This window comes from Pseudomonas ekonensis (assembly GCF_019145435.1).
GTDB classification, from domain to species: Bacteria; Pseudomonadota; Gammaproteobacteria; order Pseudomonadales; family Pseudomonadaceae; genus Aquipseudomonas; species Aquipseudomonas ekonensis.
On sequence record NZ_JAHSTS010000002.1, the window covers coordinates 948,761 to 970,960 of the forward strand.

The 22,200-nt window shown below is 64.8% G+C and carries 7 protein-coding genes; 5 read left to right on the forward strand and 2 right to left on the reverse strand.

Annotation, left to right across the window (positions count from 1 at the left end; genetic code table 11):
• Positions 1-2,130, reverse strand: coding sequence for a DNA helicase RecQ (gene recQ / locus KVG96_RS17325; RefSeq protein ID WP_217893191.1), 2,130 nt, complete (start codon positions 2,128-2,130; stop codon positions 1-3).
• 431 nt (positions 2,131-2,561) lie between these two features.
• Here recQ and KVG96_RS17330 point away from each other — a divergent pair, with 431 nt between their 5' ends.
• From KVG96_RS17330 to KVG96_RS17350, 5 genes are all read left to right on the forward strand, one after another.
• Entirely contained in the window at positions 2,562-3,149 is a 588-nt protein-coding gene (locus tag KVG96_RS17330) for a UPF0149 family protein (RefSeq protein ID WP_085577878.1), read from the forward strand.
• A gap of 10 nt (positions 3,150-3,159) precedes the next feature.
• Positions 3,160-3,555: a YbaN family protein gene (locus KVG96_RS17335; protein WP_217893192.1), complete on the forward strand. Its 396-nt coding sequence runs from the start codon at positions 3,160-3,162 to the stop codon at positions 3,553-3,555.
• Positions 3,556-3,693: 138 nt separating this feature from the next.
• A complete protein-coding gene (locus KVG96_RS17340; RefSeq protein ID WP_217893193.1) occupies positions 3,694-7,224 on the forward strand; it encodes an Ig-like domain-containing protein in 3,531 nt (1,176 codons plus the stop codon).
• A gap of 504 nt (positions 7,225-7,728) precedes the next feature.
• Entirely contained in the window at positions 7,729-8,100 is a 372-nt protein-coding gene (locus KVG96_RS17345) for a DUF6124 family protein (protein ID WP_217893194.1), read from the forward strand.
• A 205-nt stretch (positions 8,101-8,305) separates the two neighbouring features.
• Positions 8,306-12,268 (forward strand): immunoglobulin-like domain-containing protein, encoded by a 3,963-nt coding sequence (locus tag KVG96_RS17350; protein WP_217893195.1) that lies wholly within the window; start codon positions 8,306-8,308, stop codon positions 12,266-12,268.
• Positions 12,269-12,335: 67 nt separating this feature from the next.
• Here the strand turns inward: KVG96_RS17350 and KVG96_RS17355 are convergent, their stop codons facing one another.
• Positions 12,336-21,743 (reverse strand): retention module-containing protein, encoded by a 9,408-nt coding sequence (locus tag KVG96_RS17355; protein ID WP_217893196.1) that lies wholly within the window; start codon positions 21,741-21,743, stop codon positions 12,336-12,338.
• Positions 21,744-22,200 lie beyond the last annotated feature (457 nt).

Here is a 22,200-nt window from a genome sequence, read left to right on the forward strand (position 1 = left end):
TCACATCTCGAATTCCGACTGCAACGCCGCGCGCACGCAATACAGCACGCCTTCGGGCACCCGGCTGCCGAACAGCTCCGCCACCTCGGCCACCGACGGCAGTTCGCCTTCTCCGTCGAGGAAGGCGTCATGGACTTCGCCCATCAGGTCTTCCGGCAGGTCCAGCGCCTGTTCCAGCGACAACTGCTGCTGACCGATGGCCTCGGCCAGCATGCTGTAGACGTTCTTTTCCGAACACTGCAACTGGCCGGCGATCTGTAGCGGCGTCATGCCGGCACGGGCCAGGGTGATCAACTCATGGCGCACGTCGGCCACGGCCTTCGGCGTTTCGGCCTCGCCGCCGAGCACTTCGAGGAAAGCCTCGCCGTAGCGCTCCAGCTTGCGGGCGCCGACGCCGCTGACCCGGGCCATTTCCGCCAGCGTGGTCGGCTGGCTGCGCAGCATTTCCACCAGGGTCGAATCGGGGAAGATGACGTAAGGCGGCACGCCGTGCTCCTGGGCCAGTTTGCGCCGCAGGGTGCGCAGGGCTTCCCACTGTTCGCGCTCTTCGGCACGCACCAGTTGGCTGGCCGGGCTCTTGCTGAGCCCCTTGGCGCTGACCTGCGGCTTGAGGTCGCGGCGCAGCTCCAGGGTCACCTCGCCCTTGAGCAGCGGCCGGCAGGTGTCGCTCAGGCGCAGGCCGCCGTACCCTTCATGGTCGACGTCAGCCAGCCCCCGGGCCACCAGTTGACGGAACAGCGAGCGCCATTCGCCCTCGCTCAAGGCCTTGCCGACGCCGTACACCGACAGGTGCTGATGGCCGAAGCTGCGCACCTTTTCGTTGTCCTTGCCCAGCAGCACATCCACCAGGTGGCCGACGCCGTAGCGCTGGCCGGTGCGGTAGATGGCCGACAGGGCCTGGCACGCGGGCTCGGTGGCGTCCCAGGTCTGCACGCCGTCGACGCAGTTGTCGCAATGGCCGCAGGGCTCGGGCATGTCTTCGTCGAAATAGGCCAGCAGCGCCTGGCGGCGGCAGCGGGTCTCTTCGCAGAGCGAGAGCATGGCGTCGAGCTTGTGCTGCTCAAGGCGCTTGTGGCGCTCGTCGCCCTCGGAGTTCTGCAGCATCTGCTTGAGCATCACCACGTCTTGCAGGCCGTAAGCCATCCAGGCATCCGCCGGCAGGCCGTCTCGGCCGCCGCGCCCGGTTTCCTGGTAGTACGCCTCAAGGGACTTGGGCAGGTCCAGGTGGGCGACAAAGCGCACGTTGGGCTTGTCGATGCCCATGCCGAACGCCACGGTGGCGACCATGATCAGGCCTTCCTCGTTGAGGAAACGCTGCTGGTGATAGGCCCGCAGGTCGTTGGGCAGGCCGGCGTGGTACGGCAGCGCCGGGAACCCTTGCTCGGTGAGGAACGCCGCGACCTCCTCGACCTTCTTGCGCGACAGGCAGTACACGATGCCGGCATCGCCGCGCCGCTCGCCGAGGAACGCCAGCAACTGCTTGCGCGGCTGCTCCTTGGGCACGATGCGGTAGAAGATGTTCGGCCGGTCGAAGCTCGACAGGAAACGTTCGGCGTCCTGCAGGTGCAGGCGGGTGACGATTTCCTCGCGGGTGCGCTTGTCGGCGGTGGCGGTCAGGGCGATGCGCGGCACGTGGGGGAACATTTCCGCCAACTGGCCCAGTTGCAGGTATTCCGGGCGGAAGTCATGGCCCCATTGCGACACGCAGTGGGCTTCGTCGATGGCGAACAGGGCGATGTCCAGGCCTTGCAGGAAGCTGAGCATGCGCGGCTGCACCAGGCGCTCGGGGGCCAGGTAGAGCATCTTCACTTCGCCGCGGCGGATCCGCGCCGCCAGGTCGCGCTGCTGCTCGGCGCTCAGGGTGGAGTTCAGCGCGGCGGCGGCCACGCCCAGCTCCTCGAGGGTGGCGACCTGGTCGTCCATCAGCGCGATCAGCGGCGACACCACCACCGCCAGGCCTTCGCGCAACAGCGCCGGCACCTGGAAGCACAGCGACTTGCCGCCGCCGGTGGGCATCAGGACCAGGGCGTCGCCGCCGCTGGCCACGCGCTCAATGATCGCACCCTGACGGCCACGGAAACTGTCGTAGCCGAAGATGTCCTTGAGGACGCGCTGAGCCTGTTCGAGCATAGAAACTCCAAAAATCACCGAAACATCCCTGCACAGGCTGGTTCAGGGCAGCCGGGGCTGCTTAAACAAAACGTAAGGGCGCATTGCATGATCGTCGTCATGCCGGCAGGGATCGCAAAACGCGGCAGTATACCCGAGCGTTCCCCGACAGAGGGTGCCGCTGAGAAGCCGGCTCGCGAAACCTTGGGAAAACACAAAACCTGTGGGAGCTGCGGTGCGACGACTCGACTTGCCAGCGATGACGTCGGCACCTTCAACATCAATTCCGACATTGCCACCGCTATCGCTGGCAAGTCGAGTCGTCGCACCGCAGCTCCCACAGGGCCTGTACCGTGAACCGGGATTTCAGGCAAATCTGCCGTGCGGCTGGCTTGAGGGCTCAAGAAGGCCTAGAATTCCCGCATTGTTTATTCCCCCAAGGTAGCCCCGTAATGTCCTTCGCCGAGCAACTAACCCGCCTGCAAGTCTTCCTCGACGCCGACGAGCTGCATGAAGAAGCGCTGGATTACGTGGCCGCCCACGGTTACCTCACCGCCCTGTCGATCTGCTCGGACGTGGTGCCGGACCGTGAATGGATCGACGCGCTGTTCGCCGAAGAGCCGCACTACACCAGCGACGCCCAGCGCGAAGAGATCGAAGCCACGCTGATCGGCCTCAAGGCCCACATCGCCCGCCAGCTGGCCTCCGACGAAGAGTTCGAGCTGCCGTGCGACCTGGACCTGGGCGACGAGCCGGACGACTCCGAACTGCGCGGCTGGTGCATCGGCTTCATGGAAGGCGTGTTCCTGCGCGAAGAGGCCTGGTTCGAGACCGCCGAAGACGAAGTCAGCGAAATGCTCCTGCCGATCATGGTGGGTTCGGGCCTGTTCGACGAACAGCCGGAGTTCGAGGACATCGCCAAGGACGCCAACCTGATGGACGACATGATCGTGCAGATCCCGGAAGCCCTGACCGCGCTGTACCTGCTGTGCCAGGCACCGGACGAAAAACCGGCGATCCTCAAGCCTCGCCACCACTGAGTTCCCGCCTATGGACAACCCCATAGGCAACCGCCCCCTGATGTCGCGCTACATCCTGCTTGCCGTCGGCTGGCTCAGCGTGGCATTGGGGGTGATCGGGATTTTCCTGCCCGTCCTGCCCACCACGCCTTTCCTGCTGCTGGCCGCCGCCTGCTTCGCCCGCAGCTCTCCGCGTTTTTACCGATGGCTGGTCGACCACCCGAAGCTCGGGCCGTGGATCCGCGATTATCTTGATGGCAACGGCATTCCGCTCAAGGGCAAGGTCTATGCGATCGGGCTGATGTGGGCGAGCATTCTGTTGTCTTGCTATCTGGTGCCCTTGCCCTGGGCGCGGGGATTCATGCTGACCAGCGCAACGCTGGTGACGGTCTACATCCTGCGGCAGAAGACCCTGAGAAAAACCTGACCTGTGGTGATCTCTGTGGTCAGGGACTACGCCGCCATTCGTCGCAAACCCGCCTCCCCCTGTCAGATCTGACAGTAGCCAACCTGCCCCTTCCGGCTTCCAATGACCCCGTCGCCCACCCGCACCGGAGTCTGCGCCATGCTCATCCAGCCCCTGCGTACCGTCGCCCCCCTGGCCCTGCGCGATCCCGAGATCCCCGGCCGCACCGAACCGCCATTGCCTGACGGCTCATGGGGCATCAACCGCGCCGCCGCGCTGGACAACTTCCCCGGCCGGGGCCTGAAGGTGCACATCCTGCCCTGGGCCAACATGAGCCGCGGCGACAAGGTCGATCTGCTGTTCGACAACGGCAAGGTCGACCAGCACACTCTCACCCAGGACAGCGAGGTCAACGAGCGCGTGACCCTGTGGGTGGCGCCGGGGCGCATCACCAGCGGCGCGCACACCCTGGGCTACACCGTCACCCGCCTGAGCCAGGCGCCGGAACCCTTCGCCCCGGCGCTCCAGCTCTACGTCAAGCTGGAGCTGCCCGGCGGCCAGGACCTGGATCCGGAGGACGGCGCCCATTCAGAACTCTTCCAGTACATCGACCCGGCGCTGGTCGCCGACGGCATCGACAAGGACACCGCCGCCCAGGGCGTCGACGTCACCCTCAAGGCCAGGCCCGGCCGCCCGGCCAAGCCCGTCTACCCCAACATCGCCGTGGGCGACGTGGTCACCCTGAGCTGGGGCGGCGTGCTGGTGAGGTCGGCGCCGGTGACCCAGGCGCAGATCGACGCCCCGGACGCCAACCCCCTCACCGTCCACGTCGGCCAGGCGGCGATCCTCGAGGCCGGCGACTCGGGCCCCGAAGGCCTGGCCGTGACCTTCACCCTGCACGACCGGGTCAACAACGCCGCCGAGGACTGGTGCCGGGAGACCCGGATCGTGGTGGACACCGGCAATTCGCGGCTCGGGGCGCCGATCGTCAAGGAGGCGGTCAACAACACGCTGGATCTGGACACCCTGGGCGACGCCGACGCGACCGTGCAGATCGTCGCCCTGGCTCCCGACTTCAAGTTGGGCGACGTGATCATCGCCGTGCTCAAGGGCACCACGCTGGAGGGCGAAGCGGTGGCCGTCGAGGTGCGCGGCCAGCCGCTGACCAACCTGCCGAGCATCGTCGAGCTGAAGATGCCCAACCTCAAGGTGCGCGACCTGGCCAAGACCCAAGCGATCTTCAGCTACCGCGTGGAGCGCGGCGGCTCGCCCGACCTGATCTCCAAGGGCCGCTTCGTCAACATCGTCGGCGAACCCAAGCGCCTGGCCGCGCCCGTCGCCGAGGACGCCCAGGACGGCGCCCTCGACCCGGACCTGCCGGCCGTGCGCGTGCGCATCCCCTACGACCCGCTCATCCAGGAAGGCATGGCCATCGTGCTCAAGTGGCTGGGCACCCGGCCCGACACCACCACCTACGACCCGGTGCTGGAGTGGTACTTCCCCAGCAAGGCCGAAGCCGACGACCCGGCCGGCTTCGTGGTGACGGTCGAGGGCCGGCACCTCAAGACGCTGGAGGGCGGCACGCTGGATCTGTCGTACAACCTACTCGCCGACGAGGGCGACACCATCGTCAGCCGCAGCTCCCTGCACGCCGCGCTGCTCAACGTCGGCGAGCCGCAACTGGAGCTGGCCAAGCCCACCGTCCTCGGCGAGAAGGACGGCGCCCTGGAACCCAAGGACCTGGCCGGCGGCACCAGCAAGGTCACCTGCCCCAACCCGGTCGCCAACCCGACCAAGCCCCAGGACGTGGTCACCTGGCAGCTGCGCGACGCCGCCGGCAGCGTGATCTACCAAGACAGCAAGACCCTCAACGCCCTCAGCGCCGGCAAGAACGTCGACTTCGCCCTCAGCGCCGCGTTCGTGCAGCAGCACTTCGAGGCCCGGCGCGGGGAGACGCTGACGGCGAGCTACAACATCAAGCGGGCGGAGACGGGCAAGGTGAGCTATTCCAATCCGCTTGAGTTCGTGATCGGCGTGGCGGTCGAGCTGAAGCCGCCGACCCTCACGTCGGTGAAGGACTCAGCGGGCGTCGAGATCCCGGACGGCGGCACCACGGTCGACACCCGCGTGACGCTCACCGGCACGGCGGCGCTGGGGCTGACGGTCGAGGTGTTCGACGGCGCCGTGTCCAAGGGCCAGGCGACGGCGGACGCCGCCACCGGCGTGTGGACGCTGACGGTGTCCGGATTGAGCGTGGAAACCCACAGCTTCAGGGCCAAGGCGCTGTACGGCGACAATCCGGAATCGGCAGTCAGGACCTTGAAGGTGGTCGCCGCGACGGCGCCCACCATCACGTCGGCAAAAGACTCGGAAGGCACCGAGATTCCCGACGGCGGCACCACCACCGACACCAGCGTGACCCTCACCGGCACGGCGGCGCCGGGGCTGGCGGTCGAGGTGTTCGACGGCGCCGTGTCCAAGGGCCAGGCGACGGCGGATGCCGTCAGCGGCGTGTGGACATTGACGGTATCGGAACTGAGCGTGGCGACCCACGGCTTCAAGGCCAAAGCGCTGTACGGCGACAACCCGGAATCGGCGGTCAGGACCCTGACCGTGACGCCGGCCAAGATAGAGCTGTTGCCCCCAACGCTGGTGGCGCCGGCGGTGAGCCCGATCGATCCGTCGCGGTACCCCAACGGCGTGACGCTGCGGATCGAATACCTCGACGCCCTGCCGGGTGACCGCGCGCGGCTGGTGGAGGTCAACCCGCCGGCGGGCGCGGCGCAGTTTCCGTTGGTGGAGTTCGACAAGAACAATCGGGTGAACGTGGTGCTGAGCCAGGCGTACCTGATCGAGCGGCAGGGCAAGGACCTGCAGTTCCGCTGGAACCTGAACCGCAACGGGGGGCAGGTGGCGAGGTCGCCGGTGTTGAAGGTGAGTGTGTTGCCGTATTCCGATGTGGTGCCGACGATTGATTCGGTGAAGGATTTGAAGAACGTCGAGATTCCTCACGGCAACAGCACGGTTGACTCCACCGTGCAACTAACAGGGACGGCCGGCACTTTTTTCGAAGTGGAGATATTCGATGGGACGCAGTCCAAGGGCAGGGTGAAGGCAGATGGCAACGGTATCTGGACGATCCCGATGACCGGATTGAGCTTGGGCGTACATGGCTTTGTTGCTAAGGCATTGTATGGAAACGGAAACCAGTCGGAGGTCAGAACCCTCACAGTGGAGGCCTGGACCGACTCGGTCACCGACTTTAACAACGGCTCCTCAAATGGCTGGGCCATAGGGCCGGCTGGTTATCAAGGCCGCATTACCGGTGGAGTGTTCCACAACGACACCACTGGAGGATCTGGCCATTCCGGTGTGCTGCTCAGTCGGTCGTTCCGACTCATAGCGGGATATGCGTACTCATTCAGTTATCGAGCTCGAAACTTCAGTCCGAACAGCAACAACGTCCCCCCCATCTTCTCGGTCAGACTTTCATCTGGTCAACAGATCTTGCCGGTCTTTAGTGTTCCCCGTACCAGCCAGTGGTATACCCAAGCAGCTAACTTTTCAGTCACACAGAGCGCAGCCTATACCATTCAGCTAATGAGCCATCAAGATCGAGGAGGAGGTAGCGGCGCGGATGGTGGCAATGATTACCAACTCGATGACATCATCCTCCGACTTATCCGGTGAACATGAAAAACGGGAACCAGAAAATGGAGACAGACTTATTTGTCAGTCCCCATATACGTATTCAGCTCTGACAAATACTTTTCAAAGGACGGATATATTTATCCGTCCTTTTTCGCTTCATCGCACGTACATCGACGCATTTCAGCCCATCCGCAAAATCCGTTTGAAACCGTTTAAATAAATTTCCATAACCCCACACCACCTTGCGTCATTGCCTACAGCTGCGCCAGAATCCGCCGGCTTGTGCGCCTTGGGGGCGGGCTCTATCGTTTGGCGGTCGCTGACGAATCAGTGATCGGATTTGACCGTCCGCCCAACATCAAGGCGCACCAGCGTCCCTGCACGTGTTCAGGTATTGTCTGAAATCATGTCGCGGTGGCTGTGCGTGGGACACCTTCGGGTGTGCCGGATTCCTTGATGTCCGGTCGGTCAACCCGCGTACAGCCGCCACCCTGTTTGTTTGACCGCGAACGGTGGCGGCTCCAACCATCAAGGAGCTTCCCCATGTTCAAACCCACCCCCAACCCACCCGAATCCGACCCCACCTCCCCCTACGAATCCCCCGACTCGCGCAAGCTCAACGAAGCCGCCGAGCGCGCCCTCGATCATTACCTCAACCCGATTTTCGTCCCGGAACCCGCGCTCAAGATCAGCAAGCTCTACGCCATCGCCCCCGCCGCCGACAACGAGGAATTGCTGGCCGACGCCTGCGAGACCCTGACCTCGGCCAAGGTCATGGCCAACAACTTTGCGGGATTGCTGGACGGCCAGCACCGGCACACGGCCCAAGGCATCGCACAACTGATCATGCTCGGCGAGCTGGCGGTGAACCGGGTGCTGGACAGCCTTGAGCTGAAGGCCGACGCGGTCCTCTGAGCAGACGCAAAACCCTGTGGGGGCCAACAGACTGGCTTCTGCAGGGGTCGCGGTGGCTGAACAGGGTTTCGTGCACATCGCCAGTCATCGGAAATCCCCCTCCCCCTGTCAGATCTGACAGTGGTCAAACGCCCCTGCGCAGTCCCTAATTCCGGTCAACGACACACTCCTGCACCCCCATGCCCACCTCGGCAAGGAGCTGACCATGACCGCTTTGCGTTCCTACCTGCCTGCCCCGCTTACCCTCGTCGGCGCCGCGCCCGGTTTCGGCGTGCTGGCCCTGCAGCCGTTGTTCATCGCCGGCATGACACGACCGATCGAGGACGGCGACGGCGGCGTCAGCATTGCGGTGGTCACCGACCATGACCAAGGGGTGATGTTCGTCATCGACCCGTGGATCTCTATGGCCGAGGGCGACACCGTGGATGTGTTTCTCGACCGGACCGTGGTCTATCACCATGCGGTGGCGGCGAACGACGTCAATCAGCGGCTGTTCTTCTTTGTCGAGGCCAGCCGGTTCGTGCCGGGCTGGATCGAAGAATGCTATTTCCTGCTGCACCGCGCGGGGGAAGCGGCGCCGGACGATCCCTCTGTGCCGCTGCGCCTGCGGGTCAAGCTCGACCGCCCGGCCGGCATCGACAAAGAGCCACACAAGCCCGGCCACTCGGAGCTCAAGATCGTGCAGTTGCCCCAGGAGGTGATCGAGCAAGGCATCGATGCCGAGTGGGCCGCCAAAGGCGTGCCGATGACCATCCAGCGCTATCCCAACATCGCGTTGCGCGACACGGTCCAGGTGAAGTGGGGCAGCGTGTTCCTGGCGCCGCTGGTGCTGACGCAGGCCCACGTCGACGGCACCGAACCCATCGTGGTGCGCGCCGAGCAGGCCGACATCCTCGCCGGCGGCGACAGTTCGGCGTTGCTGATCGCGTATGAAGTGCATGACGAAGTCTGGAACTATTCGGAGAAGTGGTCGCTCACCACCACCGTCGACGTCGAGGCCGGTGCCTCGCGCCTGGAGGCGCCGATCATCAAGGAATCGGTCAACGGCGTCATCGACCTCATACAGCTGAACCAGCAGCCCGTCACCGTACAGATCCATGTCCGCACCGAAGACTTCGCCATCGGCGACACGGTGACGATGACCTGGACCGGCACGCCGCTGATCGGCAAGCCGCTGGTCCACACGCAATCGACGGTCATCGCCAACGTGCCGAGCATCCTAGAACTGCGGGTTCCCTACGAAGAGGTGCGGGCGCTGGCCAAGGGGTCGGTGGATGTGTTCTACGTGCTGACCAAGCGGGACGGCCAGCCGCCGCTGGCTTCCAAACACGCCTTCGCCAACGTGATCGGCGATGTGTACGCCTATCCCGCACCGGTCGTGCGCGAAGCGGTGGGCGATTTCCTTGAGCCCGACGTGAACCACGCCACCGTCGACATCCGCTACCCCGGCATGGCGGACGGCGACACTGTCGAGCTGATCTGGGAGGGCACCCTGGCCAGCGGCACGCCCTACGTGCACACGGAGCAGTTCGACGTCAGCCGCAACGATGCAGAGGCGAAACTCATCACGCTGTATGTCATGGGCGAACACATCGGCCTGCTGGCCAACGGGCGCCTGGACCTGTGGTACCGGGTGACCAACGACAACGCCGCCTACGGCGTGAGCGAGTCCGAGCACCTGTTGCTGAAGGTGCAGGCGATCCCCGCGACGTTGCCGGCGCCGGAGGTGCCCGAGGCGATCGAAGGCGTGCTCGACCCCTCCAGGGTGTTTGAAAAGGTCACGGTGCGCGTGGGCTACACCGGCACGGTGAAGGACGACATCCTGACCTACTACTGGACCGCCGTGAGCGCTGAAATCAGCACCAGCGACTGGCTGCCCATCACCACCGTGTCGGCCGGCAAGCCGGTGAACTTCCGGGTGGACGCAAGCTTCGTCACGCCCAGCATCGGCCAGTACGTGAAGATCCGCTACACCCTCAAGCATGCGGCCACCGGGTTGCTGAGCTATTCGGCCACCTATGAACTGCTGATCGGGCAACTGGTCGGCGAACTGCCGCCGCCCGAGGTGCTCCAGGCCAATGCCGGGAACCTCGACCCGATGGATGCGCTCGCCGGGGTCGATGTGGCGGTCGAGTACGCCAACATGGATCCGGAGCTCGACACGATCGCCCTGAAGTGGCGCGGCACGCCCGGCGCCGGCACGTCGGAGGATCTGGAGCTGCCGGCCGACGCCAGCGGCCGGGTGCAGTTCCATCTGCCGGCGTCGGTGGTGGGGCCCAACATCGGCCGGCCGGTGACGGTGACCTATGACGTCAAGCGTTACAACTTCTGGACGAGCTCCAAGATGCTGACGCTCAACGTGCTGCGGTTCCAGTCGCCGGAGACGCAACTCCCGCGGCCGGAAGTGCCGCAAGCGGTCAATCAGGTGCTGGATCTGATGGCGTTCGCCGGCAATCCGGATGTGCTCGTCAAAGTCTGGCCTTACATCGCGCTTGAGCAGCGTTTGTGGCTGCGCCTGGAGGGCAAGGCGCTGGACGGCAGCGACTATCGCATCGTGATGCTGGACGGTGCGCTCATCACCGCCTTGCAAGTCAGCGCCGGTTTGCAGGAAACCCTGCCCCGCGCCGAGCTGCTGAAACTGGATCACGCGTCACCGGCGTCCGTCGTGTGCAAGGTGGCCTTCGACGGCGACGTGCAGGAGCACACCGCCATCGAGTTCCCCCGGCTGAACCTGACGATCCGTACCCGCTACGACTACCTGACACCGGTCATCACCGGGGTCGCCGACCAATGGCGCCCTTTGGACAATGGCGATGTGACCTACAACACTCAAGTGACCGTGACGGGCACGGCGACCCGCGGGCAGAAAGTGGAGATTCTCGATGGGGCCAACTCCTATGGCTCGGCGGACGTCGCCTCCGGCGGCACCGGCTCGGAAGGTGTCTGGAGCAAGGTACTGAACAACCTGACGGTCAAGGCCTATCACATCACTGCCCGGGCGTTGTATGACGCCAATCCGGTGGCCAGCCAACCGTGGGCGTTTACGGTGGCCGTCGCCAACGTGCCGGTGATTTCCAACGTCACGGATTCCCGGGGCACCGTGGCCAACGGCGCCACCACCTACGACCGGAGCGTCACCGTCAGGGGCACGGCCAGTCCCGGTCAGAAGGTGCAACTGCTCGATGGTACGCAGGCCTTGGGCGAACCGCTGGCCGACGGTCAGGGGGACTGGAGCCACGTCGTCACAGGATTGACCGTCAAGGCCTACAACCTCACCGCCAAGGCGCTGTATGGCGATGGTCCGGTGTCCGCTCCACCGCGTACGTTTGTGGTGGCGGAGCATATCGCCCCCACCCTCACCTCGGTGAGAGACTCGAACGGCGAAGTGCCGCAAGGCGGCAGGACCACCCGCACAACGGTGACGTTGCAGGGCGGCGTGACGCCGGATCACGAAGTGCAGATCCATGACAACAATGTGCCCAAACATACAGTGCGGGCGGTGGGCAACGTCTGGAACACGACGCTGAATGTGGCCTTGGGCGCTCATTCGATCACGGCCAAGGCCGTCAGCACCGGGCAGGTGTCCAATGCCCGGAGCTTTACCGTGGTTTCGCCGTTGAGCTTCAACACCAGTCCGGTGACGTTGAGCGGAAAAATCTATTTGCTGCCTGCCTATCCAAATTTGCTGCCGGCCTTTGGCCCCGGCACCTCAGTGCGTCACCAGGCATCCAACGGCCAGCCACCCTACACCTATACATCCAGCAATCAGGCGGTGGCGGTCGTTGACTCAACCGGGTTGGTAACCGTCAGGGGGCGCGGAACCGCAAGCATTACAGCGAAGGACGCGACCAATCAGTCGTTGAGCTATTCAGTGTCCGTAAGCGGTGTGATTCATGTTTTCGGGGTGGGAGCAGGCACTTGGGCACAAATGAGCTCAGCGGCCAGCAACTTGGGAGCACATATTCCTAACGCAGATGAAATGCACGAGATCCAACGGTCTTACGGTGGACGCTGGCCAATGGGAAGCAACTTTTACTGGTCGAGCACACCTACCAGCTATTTCTTGAAACCGGCCAAGGTAACGGTTCATCTGGTAACGGGAGCCAGGAGCGCAGCCATCGTAAACAGTTTCTTCAACAACCATGCCCTCGGTGTTGGAATCAGGTGACCAGACCAGTGATGCCCAGCGCTCCCATACATCGTGAGCGCTGGGCCATGCTGATCCAACTGTCCGTTCAGACCGTATCCACCTTCAACGAATGATCATTGAGCATCCCATTGATGATCGTCGCCGTGTCCGCCCCGCCCGCGATCACACCGCCCGCCCCCGGCGTGACGCCGTAGTGGCTGGCCAGGTTGACCCCTGCCAGGTCGATGGTCTGGTTCGGCGTGGCGCCGGCCATGGCGCTCACGTCGATGGTGGTCACCACCGAGGCGCCGCTGCCGGTGACGGTGAAGTGCAGGTAGTCGTCCAGCGACGCCGCCGTGCCGTTCTCCCCTTGCAGCAGTTGCGACAGGTCGAGCTTGTCGGTGCCGGGGGTGAAGTCGGTGACGGTGTCGTGGCCGCTGTTGCCCTTGAGCCACTGGAAGGTGTCGGCCCCAGGCCCGCCGGTGAGGGTGTTGTTGCCCATCCCGCCGATCAGCAGGTCGTCGCCGCCTCCGCCGTTGAGGATGTCGTTGCCCAGGCCGCCGTTGATGACGTTGCTGTTGTTGTCGCCGGTGAGGGTGTCGTTGAAGTTCGAACCCACGAGGTTTTCGATGCCGGTCAGGGTGTCCGTCCCGGCGCCCACGGTGTTCTGCGCGCCCGGCAGGCTCAGGTTGACCGTCACCCCGGCGGTGGCGTGGGCGTAGCTGGCGGTGTCGATGCCGCTGCCGCCGTCGAGCAGGTCGTTGCCCGGACCGCTGTAGAGCAGGTCGTTGCCGGCGCCGCCGTGCAGTTCGTTGTTGCCGGAGCCTGCGGTGAGCACGTCGTTGCCGTCGCCGCCGTTGAGGATGTTGTCGCCGCTGCCGGCCACCAGCACGTCATCGCCCGAGGTGCCGGTGAGGGTGTGGCCGTCCTGGTAGCTGATGGTCACATTGGCTGTGTCGTTGCCGCCGTGGTTGTCATTGGCGGTGTAGGTGCCGTGGTAGTCCGGGGTGGTGTTCTGGGCCCCGGCGTAGTTCACGGTCATGGTCAGTTGGTAGTTCTCCGCCGCGTTGGCGTTGCCGCCGCTGGTGTTGGTGATGTTGGTCAGGTGGATCTGATAGGTGCCGTCGGCGCCGGCGGTGAGGGTACCGCCGTCGGCGATGCTGACGAACGCCCCGCCGTTGAGCGAGTACTCCATGGTGATGTGCCCGGCCGCCAGGTTGTGGTCCAGGTTGAGGGTCTCGCCCTGTTTCAGCTTGATGGTGATCAGGTCCTCATCGTTGGCGTTGGCGTTGGTCACCGCGCCCAGGTAACCGCTGACCACCAGCACGGCGGTCATGGTCGCGGCATTGGCGGCGAACGAATTGCGCACGTCGGCCAGGCTCTGGTTGGCGGCGGTGTTGCTGGTGCCGGAGAAGTTGATGGCGCCTGAGCCGGTGAAGTCCGCGCCCTTGGCCACCCAGCCCGTGTTGAAGCTGGTGGGCGAGGCGTTGAGGGTGTCGCCGTCCGAGTCGCTGTCGTTGGCCAGCAGCAGTTCCCCCGGCACCACGATGTTGCCCGACAGCACGTTGGTGATGATGTGGTCGTCCACCGCCACCGGCGGCGAGTTGGGGATGACCTTGACCGTCAGCGTCGAGCTGGCGAGGTCGCCGTCGTTGTCGCTGACGGTGAAGCCGATGTTCTCGGTGATGACCGTGGTGGTGGTCTTCTGCGAGGTGTAGCTGTAGTCGCCGGTGTCGAGGTTGATCACCAAGGTGCCGCTGTTGTTGGTGGCGATGCTCAGGGTGTTGTTGACCGTGTTGAAGGTGCCGTGGTTGGCGCCGCCGCTGAAGGTCAGCGAACCCTGACCGCTGTTGGCTTTCGGGTCGTAGGTGTAGGTGGTGCCGTCCACCACGATGGCTTTGATGAAGCCGCCGTCGGCGCCGAACGTGCCGCCCTCGCCCAGCAGCGAACCGGTGACCGGCGCTCCCTGCACGGTACCCGACAGCACCGAGTTGAGCTGGTTGAGGTCGGTGACCACCACCGCGTTGGTGTCGGTGTGGCTGATGCCGTCGTAGGCCAGCGGATCGAGGTTGGCGTTGCTCACGCCGTTGCCCAGGCCGATGGCGTAGTTCTTGATGTTGTTGGCGTCGAGGAAGGCCTTCAGCGCCGCCTCGTCGGCGGTGCCGATCTCCTGGCCGGTGGTGGGTTTGCCGTCGGAGAAGAAGTAGCCGACGTTCTGCGCCCCGGTGAGCTTGCCGGAGGTGTTGAACGCGGTCTGCAGCATGGCCACGGCGGCGTCGTAGTTGGTGCCGCCGCCGGCGCTGAGGCCGGCCAGGATCGTCTTGGCGGTGGCCACGTCGACCCACACCGAAGTGCGGTCGGTGGCGCTGCTGCTGAAGGTGACGAGCTGCACTTTCACGTCGCCCAGGTCATCGTACTTGTCGAGCAAGGCGCTGATCGCCTGCTTGGCCAGGTCCAGCCGCGACAGGCCCGGCACGCCGGAGGCGTCGGCCATGCTGCCGGAGATGTCGAGCACGATGAGGATGTTGGAGTCGATCTCCACCGCCGCCACCGAGCGGTCGGACGCCACGGCCTTGGGTACGTCGTCGACGATATTGACCACGATGGTGCTGGTGGTGGAGTTGCCCAGCGCGTCGGTGGCCTTGTAGGTGAAGCTTTCGCTCAGCACGTTCGGCCCGTCGTTGGCGTTGGGCGTGGTTTTCGGCGCCGAGGTCAGGGTGTAGGTGTAGGTGCCGTCGGCGTTGAGCAGGATCTGCCCGTAGGTGCCGGTGCCGCTGCCGACCAGGGTGTAGGTGATCGCCCCGCTGCCGCCGGTGACCGAGCCGACCAGGGTGCCGGACATGGTTTCGCCGGTGTTGCCCGGCTCGCTGCCGGTGACCGTGCCGGCGGCCAGGTCCTGGCCGTCCTTGGTCAGGTCGAGGGCTTTTTCGTAGACGGTCACGTCCTGGTCGACCGACGCCTTGAGGTTGGAGTCGGCGACGTTGATGGTGATCGTGGTGGTGCTCTCGTCGCCGTCGGTGTCGCGGATGGTGTAGGTGAAGGTGTCGGTGGCGCCGGGCGGGCTCACCGAGTTCGGGTTGCTGTGGTAGACCGCGTTGCCGGCGGCGTCCAGGGTCAGGTAGCCGTAGGTGCCGTTGATGTTGCTGTTGAGACCGCCGATGGCCGAGGTCGAGGTGTTGCTGCCGGCCCGCACGCCGACCACGGCGGCCGCGCCGTCGGCGCCGCTGACGTCGTTGCCCAGCACGCTGACGTTGACCGTGCCGCCCTCCGCCACCGAGCCGGTGTCGGATTTGGCGGTGGGCAGGTCATCGATGATGTTGACGTTGATCTGCCCGCTCGCGGTGCTGCCGTCGCCGTCGGTGGCCACCACGTTGAAGTTCTCGGTGAGGCTGTTGGCGCCGTTGGCGGCCGGGTGGGTTTCGTTGTCGACCAGGGTGTAGCTGTAGCTCACCACGCCGGTCGCGGCGTTGAAGCCGGTGATGGTCAGCGTGCTGCCCAAAGGCGTGGTGACCGATTGCGGGAAGCCCGCCGCCACGCCGTTGGTGACCACGGCGATGCCGCCCACGGTCAGGGTTTGCAGACCGTCCAGCGCGGTCACCGTGAAGGTGCCGCTTTGGGTCAGGGCGGAGGCGTTGGGGCTGCTGCCGTCGCTGAGGTTCTTTTCGTAGACGGTCAGTTCGCCGCCGTTCACGTCCAGGCCGCTGATGGTCACCGGATCGTCGTTGTTGTGGATCTGGAGCACGAGATTCGCCGTGCTGGTGTCTCCATCCGAGTCGGTGATGGTGTAGGTGAACGTTTCGGTGCCGTTGCCGCCGCCGTGCAGGTTTTTGAAGTCGGCGTCGCTGGTGTTGAGCGTGTAGGTGTAGGTGCCGTTGGCGTTCAGCACCAAGGTGCCGTAAGTCCCGGTGAAGGTCCCTGCGGTGATCGGCCCGGCGTTGGGGCCGGTCGGTACGCGGTCGGCGCCTTGCACGTCGTTGGTGAGGACGTTGCCGGTCAGGGTGAGGTTGGTTTCCGACGCGGTGCCTGCGTTGCTGTCATCCACGCCCTTCGGCAGGTCGTCGATGATGTTCACGTCCAACGTGCCAGTGGCGGTGGTGCCGTTGTCGTCAACGACAGTCACGGCGAACTGCTCGGGCAGGCTGTTCGCGCCGTTGGCGTTCGGGTGGGCTTCGTTGTCGACCAGGGTGTAGCTGTAGCTCACCACGCCGGTGGCGGCATTGAACCCGGTGATGGTCAGCGTGCTGCCCAAAGGCGTGGTGACCGACTGAGGGAAACCTGCGGCCACGCCGTTGGTGACTACGGCAATGCCGCCGACGGTCAGCGTAGTAACACCGTCCAGCGCGGTCACCGTGAAGGTGCCGCTTTGGGTCAGGGCCGCCGAGTCAGGCGCGCTGCCATCGCTGAGGTTTTTCTCGTAGACGGTGAGTTCGCCACCGTTCACGTCCAGGCCGGAGATGATGACCGGGTTGTCGTTGTTGTGGATCTGAAGCACGAGATTGGCGGTGCTGGTGTCGCCGTCCGAGTCGGTGATCGTATAGGTGAAGGTTTCCGTGCCGTTACCCCCGCCGTGCAGGTTTTTGAAGTCCGGGTCGTTGGTGTTGAGCGTGTAGGTGTAGGTGCCGTTGGCGTTGAGCACCAGCGTCCCGTAAGTCCCGGTGAAGGTGCCGGCGGTAATCGGCCCGACGTTGGGGCCGGTCGGTACGCGGTCGGCGCCTTGCACGTCGTTGGTGAGGACGTTGCCGGTCAGGGTGAGGTTGGTTTCCGACGCGGTGCTGGCGTTGGTGTCGTTCACGCCCTTCGGCAGGTCGTCGATGATGTTCACGTCCAACGTGCCAGTGGCGGTGGTGCCGTTGTCGTCAACGACAGTCACGGCGAACTGCTCGGGCAGGTTGTTCGCGCCATTCGCGTTCGGGTGGGCTTCGTTGTCGACCAGGGTGTAGCTGTAGCTCACGACGCCGGTGGCGGCGTTGAACCCGGTGATGGTCAGCGTGCTGCCCAGCGGTGTGGTGACCGACTGCGGGAAGCCTGCGGCCACACCGTTGGTGACCACGGCGATGCCGCCGACGGTCAGCGTGGTGACGCCGTCCAGTGCGGTGACGGTGAATGTGCCGCTTTGGGTCAGGGCTGCCGAGTCAGGCGCGCTGCCGTCGCTGAGGTTTTTCTCGTAGACGGTGAGTTCGCCGCCGTTCACGTCCAGGCCGCTGATGGTCACCGGATCGTCGTTGTTGTGGATGTTCAGCACCAGGTTGGCGGTGCTGGTGTCGCCGTCCAAGTCGGTGATGGTGTAGGTGAACGTTTCGGTGCCGTTGCCGCCGCCGTGCAGGTTTTTGAAGTCCGGGTCGTTGGTGTTGAGCGTGTAGGTGTACGTGCCGTTGGCGTTCAGCACCAAGGTGCCGTAGGTGCCGGTGAAGGTGCCGGCGGTGATCGGGCCGGTCGGCACGCGGTCAGCGCCCTGCACATCGTTGGTGAGGACGTTGCCGGTCAGCGTGAGGTTGGTTTCCGACGCGGTGCTGGCGTTGGTGTCGTTCACGCCCTTCGGCAGGTCGTCGATGATGTTCACGTCCAGCGTGCCGTTGGCCGTCGTGCCGTTGTCGTCCACCACCGTGACGGCGAACTGTTCAGGCAGGTTGTTCGCGCCGTTGGCGTTCGGATGCGCCTCGTTGTCGACCAGGGTGTAGCTGTAGCTCACGACGCCGGTCGCAGCATTGAACCCGGTGATGGTCAGCGTGCTGCCCAGCGGCGTGGTGACCGATTGCGGGAAGCCTGCGGCCACGCCGTTGGTGACCACGGCAATGCCGCCGACGGTCAGGGTGGTGACGCCGTCCAGCGCAGTGATGGTGAACGTGCCGCTTTGGGTCAGGGCCGCCGAGTCAGGCGCGCTGCCATCGCTGAGGTTTTTCTCGTAGACGGTGAGTTCGCCGCCGTTCACGTCCAGGCCGCTGATCGTCACCGGATCGTCGTTGTTGTGGATGTTCAGCACCAGGTTGGCGGTGCTGGTGTCGCCATCCGAGTCGGTGATGGTGTAGGTGAACGTTTCGGTGCCGTTGCCCCCACCGTGCAAGGCCTTGAAGTCGGCGTCGCTGGTGTTGAGCGTGTAGGTGTAGGTGCCGTTGGCGTTCAGCACCAAGGTGCCGTAAGTCCCGGTGAAGGTGCCGGCGGTGATCGGCCCGGCGTTGGGGCCGGTCGGTACGCGGTCTGCGCCTTGCACGTCGTTGGTCAGGACGTTGCCAGTCAGGGTGAGGTTGGTTTCCGAGGCCGTACCGGCGTTGGTGTCGTTCACGCCCTTCGGCAGGTCGTCGATGATGTTCACGTCCAACGTGCCGTTGGCCGTCGTGCCGTTGTCGTCCACCACCGTGACGGCGAACTGTTCAGGCAGGTTGTTCGCACCGTTGGCGTTCGGATGCGCCTCGTTGTCGACCAGGGTGTAGCTGTAGCTCACGACGCCGGTCGCAGCATTGAACCCGGTGATGGTCAAGGTGCTGCCCAGCGGCGTGGTGACCGATTGCGGGAAGCCTGCGGCCACACCGTTGGTGACCACGGCGATGCCGCCGACGGTCAGGGTGGTGACGCCGTCCAGTGCGGTGACGGTGAAGGTGCCGCTTTGGGTCAGGGCGGAGGCGTTGGGGCTGCTGCCGTCGCTGAGGTTCTTCTCGTAGACGGTGAGTTCGCCACCGTTCACGTCCAGGCCGCTGATGGTCACCGGATCGTCGTTGTTGTGGATCTGGAGCACGAGATTCGCCGTGCTGGTGTCGCCATCCGAGTCGGTGATGGTGTAGGTGAAGGTCTCGGTGCCGTTGCCGCCGCCGTGCAGGTTTTTGAAGTCGGCGTCGCTGGTGTTGAGCGTGTAGGTGTAGGTGCCGTTGGCGTTCAGCACCAGCGTCCCGTAAGTCCCGGTGAAGGTCCCTGCGGTGATCGGCCCGGTGCCCTCCCCGACCGGAATGCGGTCGGCGCCCTGCACGTCGTTGGTCAGCACGTTGCCCGTCAAAGTCAGATTGGTTTCCGACGCGGTGCCTGCGTTGCTGTCATCCACGCCCTTCGGCAGGTCGTCGATGATGTTCACGTCCAGCGTGCCGTTGGCGGTGGTGCCGTTGTCGTCAACGACAGTCACGGCGAACTGCTCGGGCAGGTTGTTTGCGCCGTTGGCGTTCGGGTGGGCTTCGTTGTCCACCAGTGTGTAGCTGTAGCTCACGACGCCGGTTGCGGCGTTGAACCCGGTGATGGTCAGCGTGCTGCCCAAAGGCGTGGTGACCGATTGCGGGAAGCCCGCCGCCACACCGTTGGTGACCACGGCGATGCCGCCGACGGTCAGGGTGGTGACGCCGTCCAGCGCAGTGATGGTGAACGTGCCGCTTTGGGTGAGCGCTGCCGAGTCCGGTGCGCTGCCGTCGCTGAGGTTTTTCTCGTAGACGGTCAGTTCGCCGCCGTTGACGTCCAGGCCGCTGATGGTCACCGGATCATCGTTGTTGTGGATGTTCAGCACCAGGTTCGCGGTGCTGGTGTCACCATCCGAGTCGGTGATGGTGTAGGTGAAGGTCTCGGTGCCGTTACCCCCGCCGTGCAGGGCTTTGAAGTCGGCATCGCTGGTGTTGAGCGTGTAGGTGTACGTGCCGTTGGCGTTCAACACCAAAGTGCCGTAAGTCCCGGTGAAGGTCCCTGCGGTGATCGGCCCGGTGCCCTCCCCGACCGGAACCCGGTCCGCACCTTGCACGTCGTTGGTCAGTACGTTGCCGGTCAAAGTCAGATTGGTTTCCGACGCAGTGCCTGCGTTGCTGTCATCCACGCCCTTCGGCAGGTCGTCGATGATGTTCACGTCCAGCGTGCCGTTGGCGGTGGTGCCGTTGTCGTCCACCACAGTCACGGCGAACTGCTCGGGCAGGTTGTTCGCGCCGTTGGCGTTCGGGTGGGTTTCGTTGTCGACCAGGGTGTAGCTGTAGCTCACCACGCCGGTGGCGGCGTTGAAGCCGGTGATGGTCAGCGTGCTGCCCAAAGGCGTGGTGACCGATTGCGGGAAGCCCGCCGCCACGCCGTTGGTGACCACGGCGATGCCGCCGACGGTCAGGGTGGTGACGCCGTCCAGCGCAGTGATGGTGAAGGTGCCGCTCTGGGTGAGCGCCGCCGAGTCAGGCTCGCTGCCAAGGGACAGGTTCTTCTCGAACACCGTCACCTCACCCCCTTCGACGTTCAACCCGCTGATGACGACCGGATCGTCATTGTTGTGCACCTGCAGCACCAGGTTCGCCGTGCTGGTGTCGCCATCGGCGTCTCGCAGGGTGTAAGTGAAGGTCTCGGTGCCGCTGCCGCCGCCGTGCAGGTTCTTGAAGTCGGCGTCGCCGGTGTTGAGAGTGTAGGTGTAGGTGCCGTTGGCGTTCAGCACCAGGGTGCCGTAGGTGCCGACAAACGTGCCGCCCACCACGGGCCCGCTGTCGGGGCCGACGGGGATGCGGTCGGCGCCCTGAACATCGTTGGGCAACACGTTGCCGGTCAGGGTGAGGGTGGTTTCCGAGGCGGTTGAGGCGTTGCTGTCGTCCACGGCCTTGGGCACGTCGTCGGTGATGTTGACGTCCAGCGAGCCAGTGGAGGTGTCACCGTTGCTGTCCCCGGCCACCACCGTGAAGTGTTCGCCGAGGCTGTTGGCGCCGTCGCCCGCTGCATGGGTCTCGCTGCCGTTGAGGGTGTAGCTGTAGGTCACGGTGCCTGTCGCCGGGTTGTAGCCGATGACGGTCAAGGTGTTGCCCAGGGGCGTGGTGACCGACTGCGGGAAGCCTGCGGCCACGCCACCGACGATAACGTTGATGCCGCCGATGCTCAGGCTGGTCAGGCCGTCGGGGGCGGAGACCGTGAAGCTGCCGGTCTGGGTCAGCGCCCCCGGGTTGGCGGCGGAGCCGTCAGGCAGGTTGGCCTCGTTGACCGTCAGCTCGCCCCCCGGCACGTCTAGGCCGCTGAGGGTGACGGGATTGTTGACCGGCGGCACGACCGGCGCCGGGGTGTTGTCGCCGTTGTCGATCACGGCGTTGTGGCGCTCTTGGGGGAACTCGGGAATGCCGCCGAACCCGGCGGTGGGGAAACCGATGATCGGATCGACCCGCCCGCCCACTTCGGTCAGCAGCACGAAACTGTGGCCGCCGCCCAGCTCGCCGGGCGCGCCACCGGTCGCACCGGGGCCGGCCGCGGTGGCTTCAGCGGATTTCGTCGGGTCTTCGCCGGCGGCGATGGCTTTCTGGATCTGCTCGACGTCGGTCAGTTGCGCTTCGCTGGGGGTCAACGCTTCCGGGGTGTCGACGTGGGTGGCCTGGTGGGCCAGCAACTGGCCGGTCATGGTCAGGCTGCTGTCGCGGCCCAGCGTCAGTTCCTGGCCGTTCTGCAGGTGCACCGCCACGGCGCCTTCGGCCCCCGTGACCAGCTGATCGCCGGCGTAAAGCCGGTCGCCTTCGACCACGGCGCGCCGGCTGCCATCGCCTCCCACCGCAAAAACCTGACCCACGACCTTAGTGACGATCCCGATGAGCGTTGCCATGTGCATTTCCTCCGCTGCCGACCACCGTCGGCGCTGGTTCGCGAAGCAGCCCATGGCTCAAGCGGGTTGCCGGGGCGACGCTCTCGCACCTCGGCAGTTCGTTTCGCAGGTCGCGCAGGACCGGGAAATGTCAGTGCCATCAAGCACTTGGGATCCCTGGTCACTGCAGCACGCCCACTAGCGCTACGTAACGGTGGTGAATCACCCGAGTGACAAAAAACTGTCGCCCATTGGCCGCTACGCGTCCCTCCCCTTTAGCAGTACTTCGCCGTATGTCGCAAAGTGAGTGGAACTTTCCTCAAGCCTTTCTGTGCTCCCTAAAGCTCATAAAACAAAGGCTTTCGAGAGGAACAATGTGCCGGTTTCGGCCAAGCGCATAAGTTTTTTTCGGCATAACCCATATGAAAATTTTTTCTTAGCTACGCTTCAGGATGTTCTTAGCTCTGTTGTTAAAGAG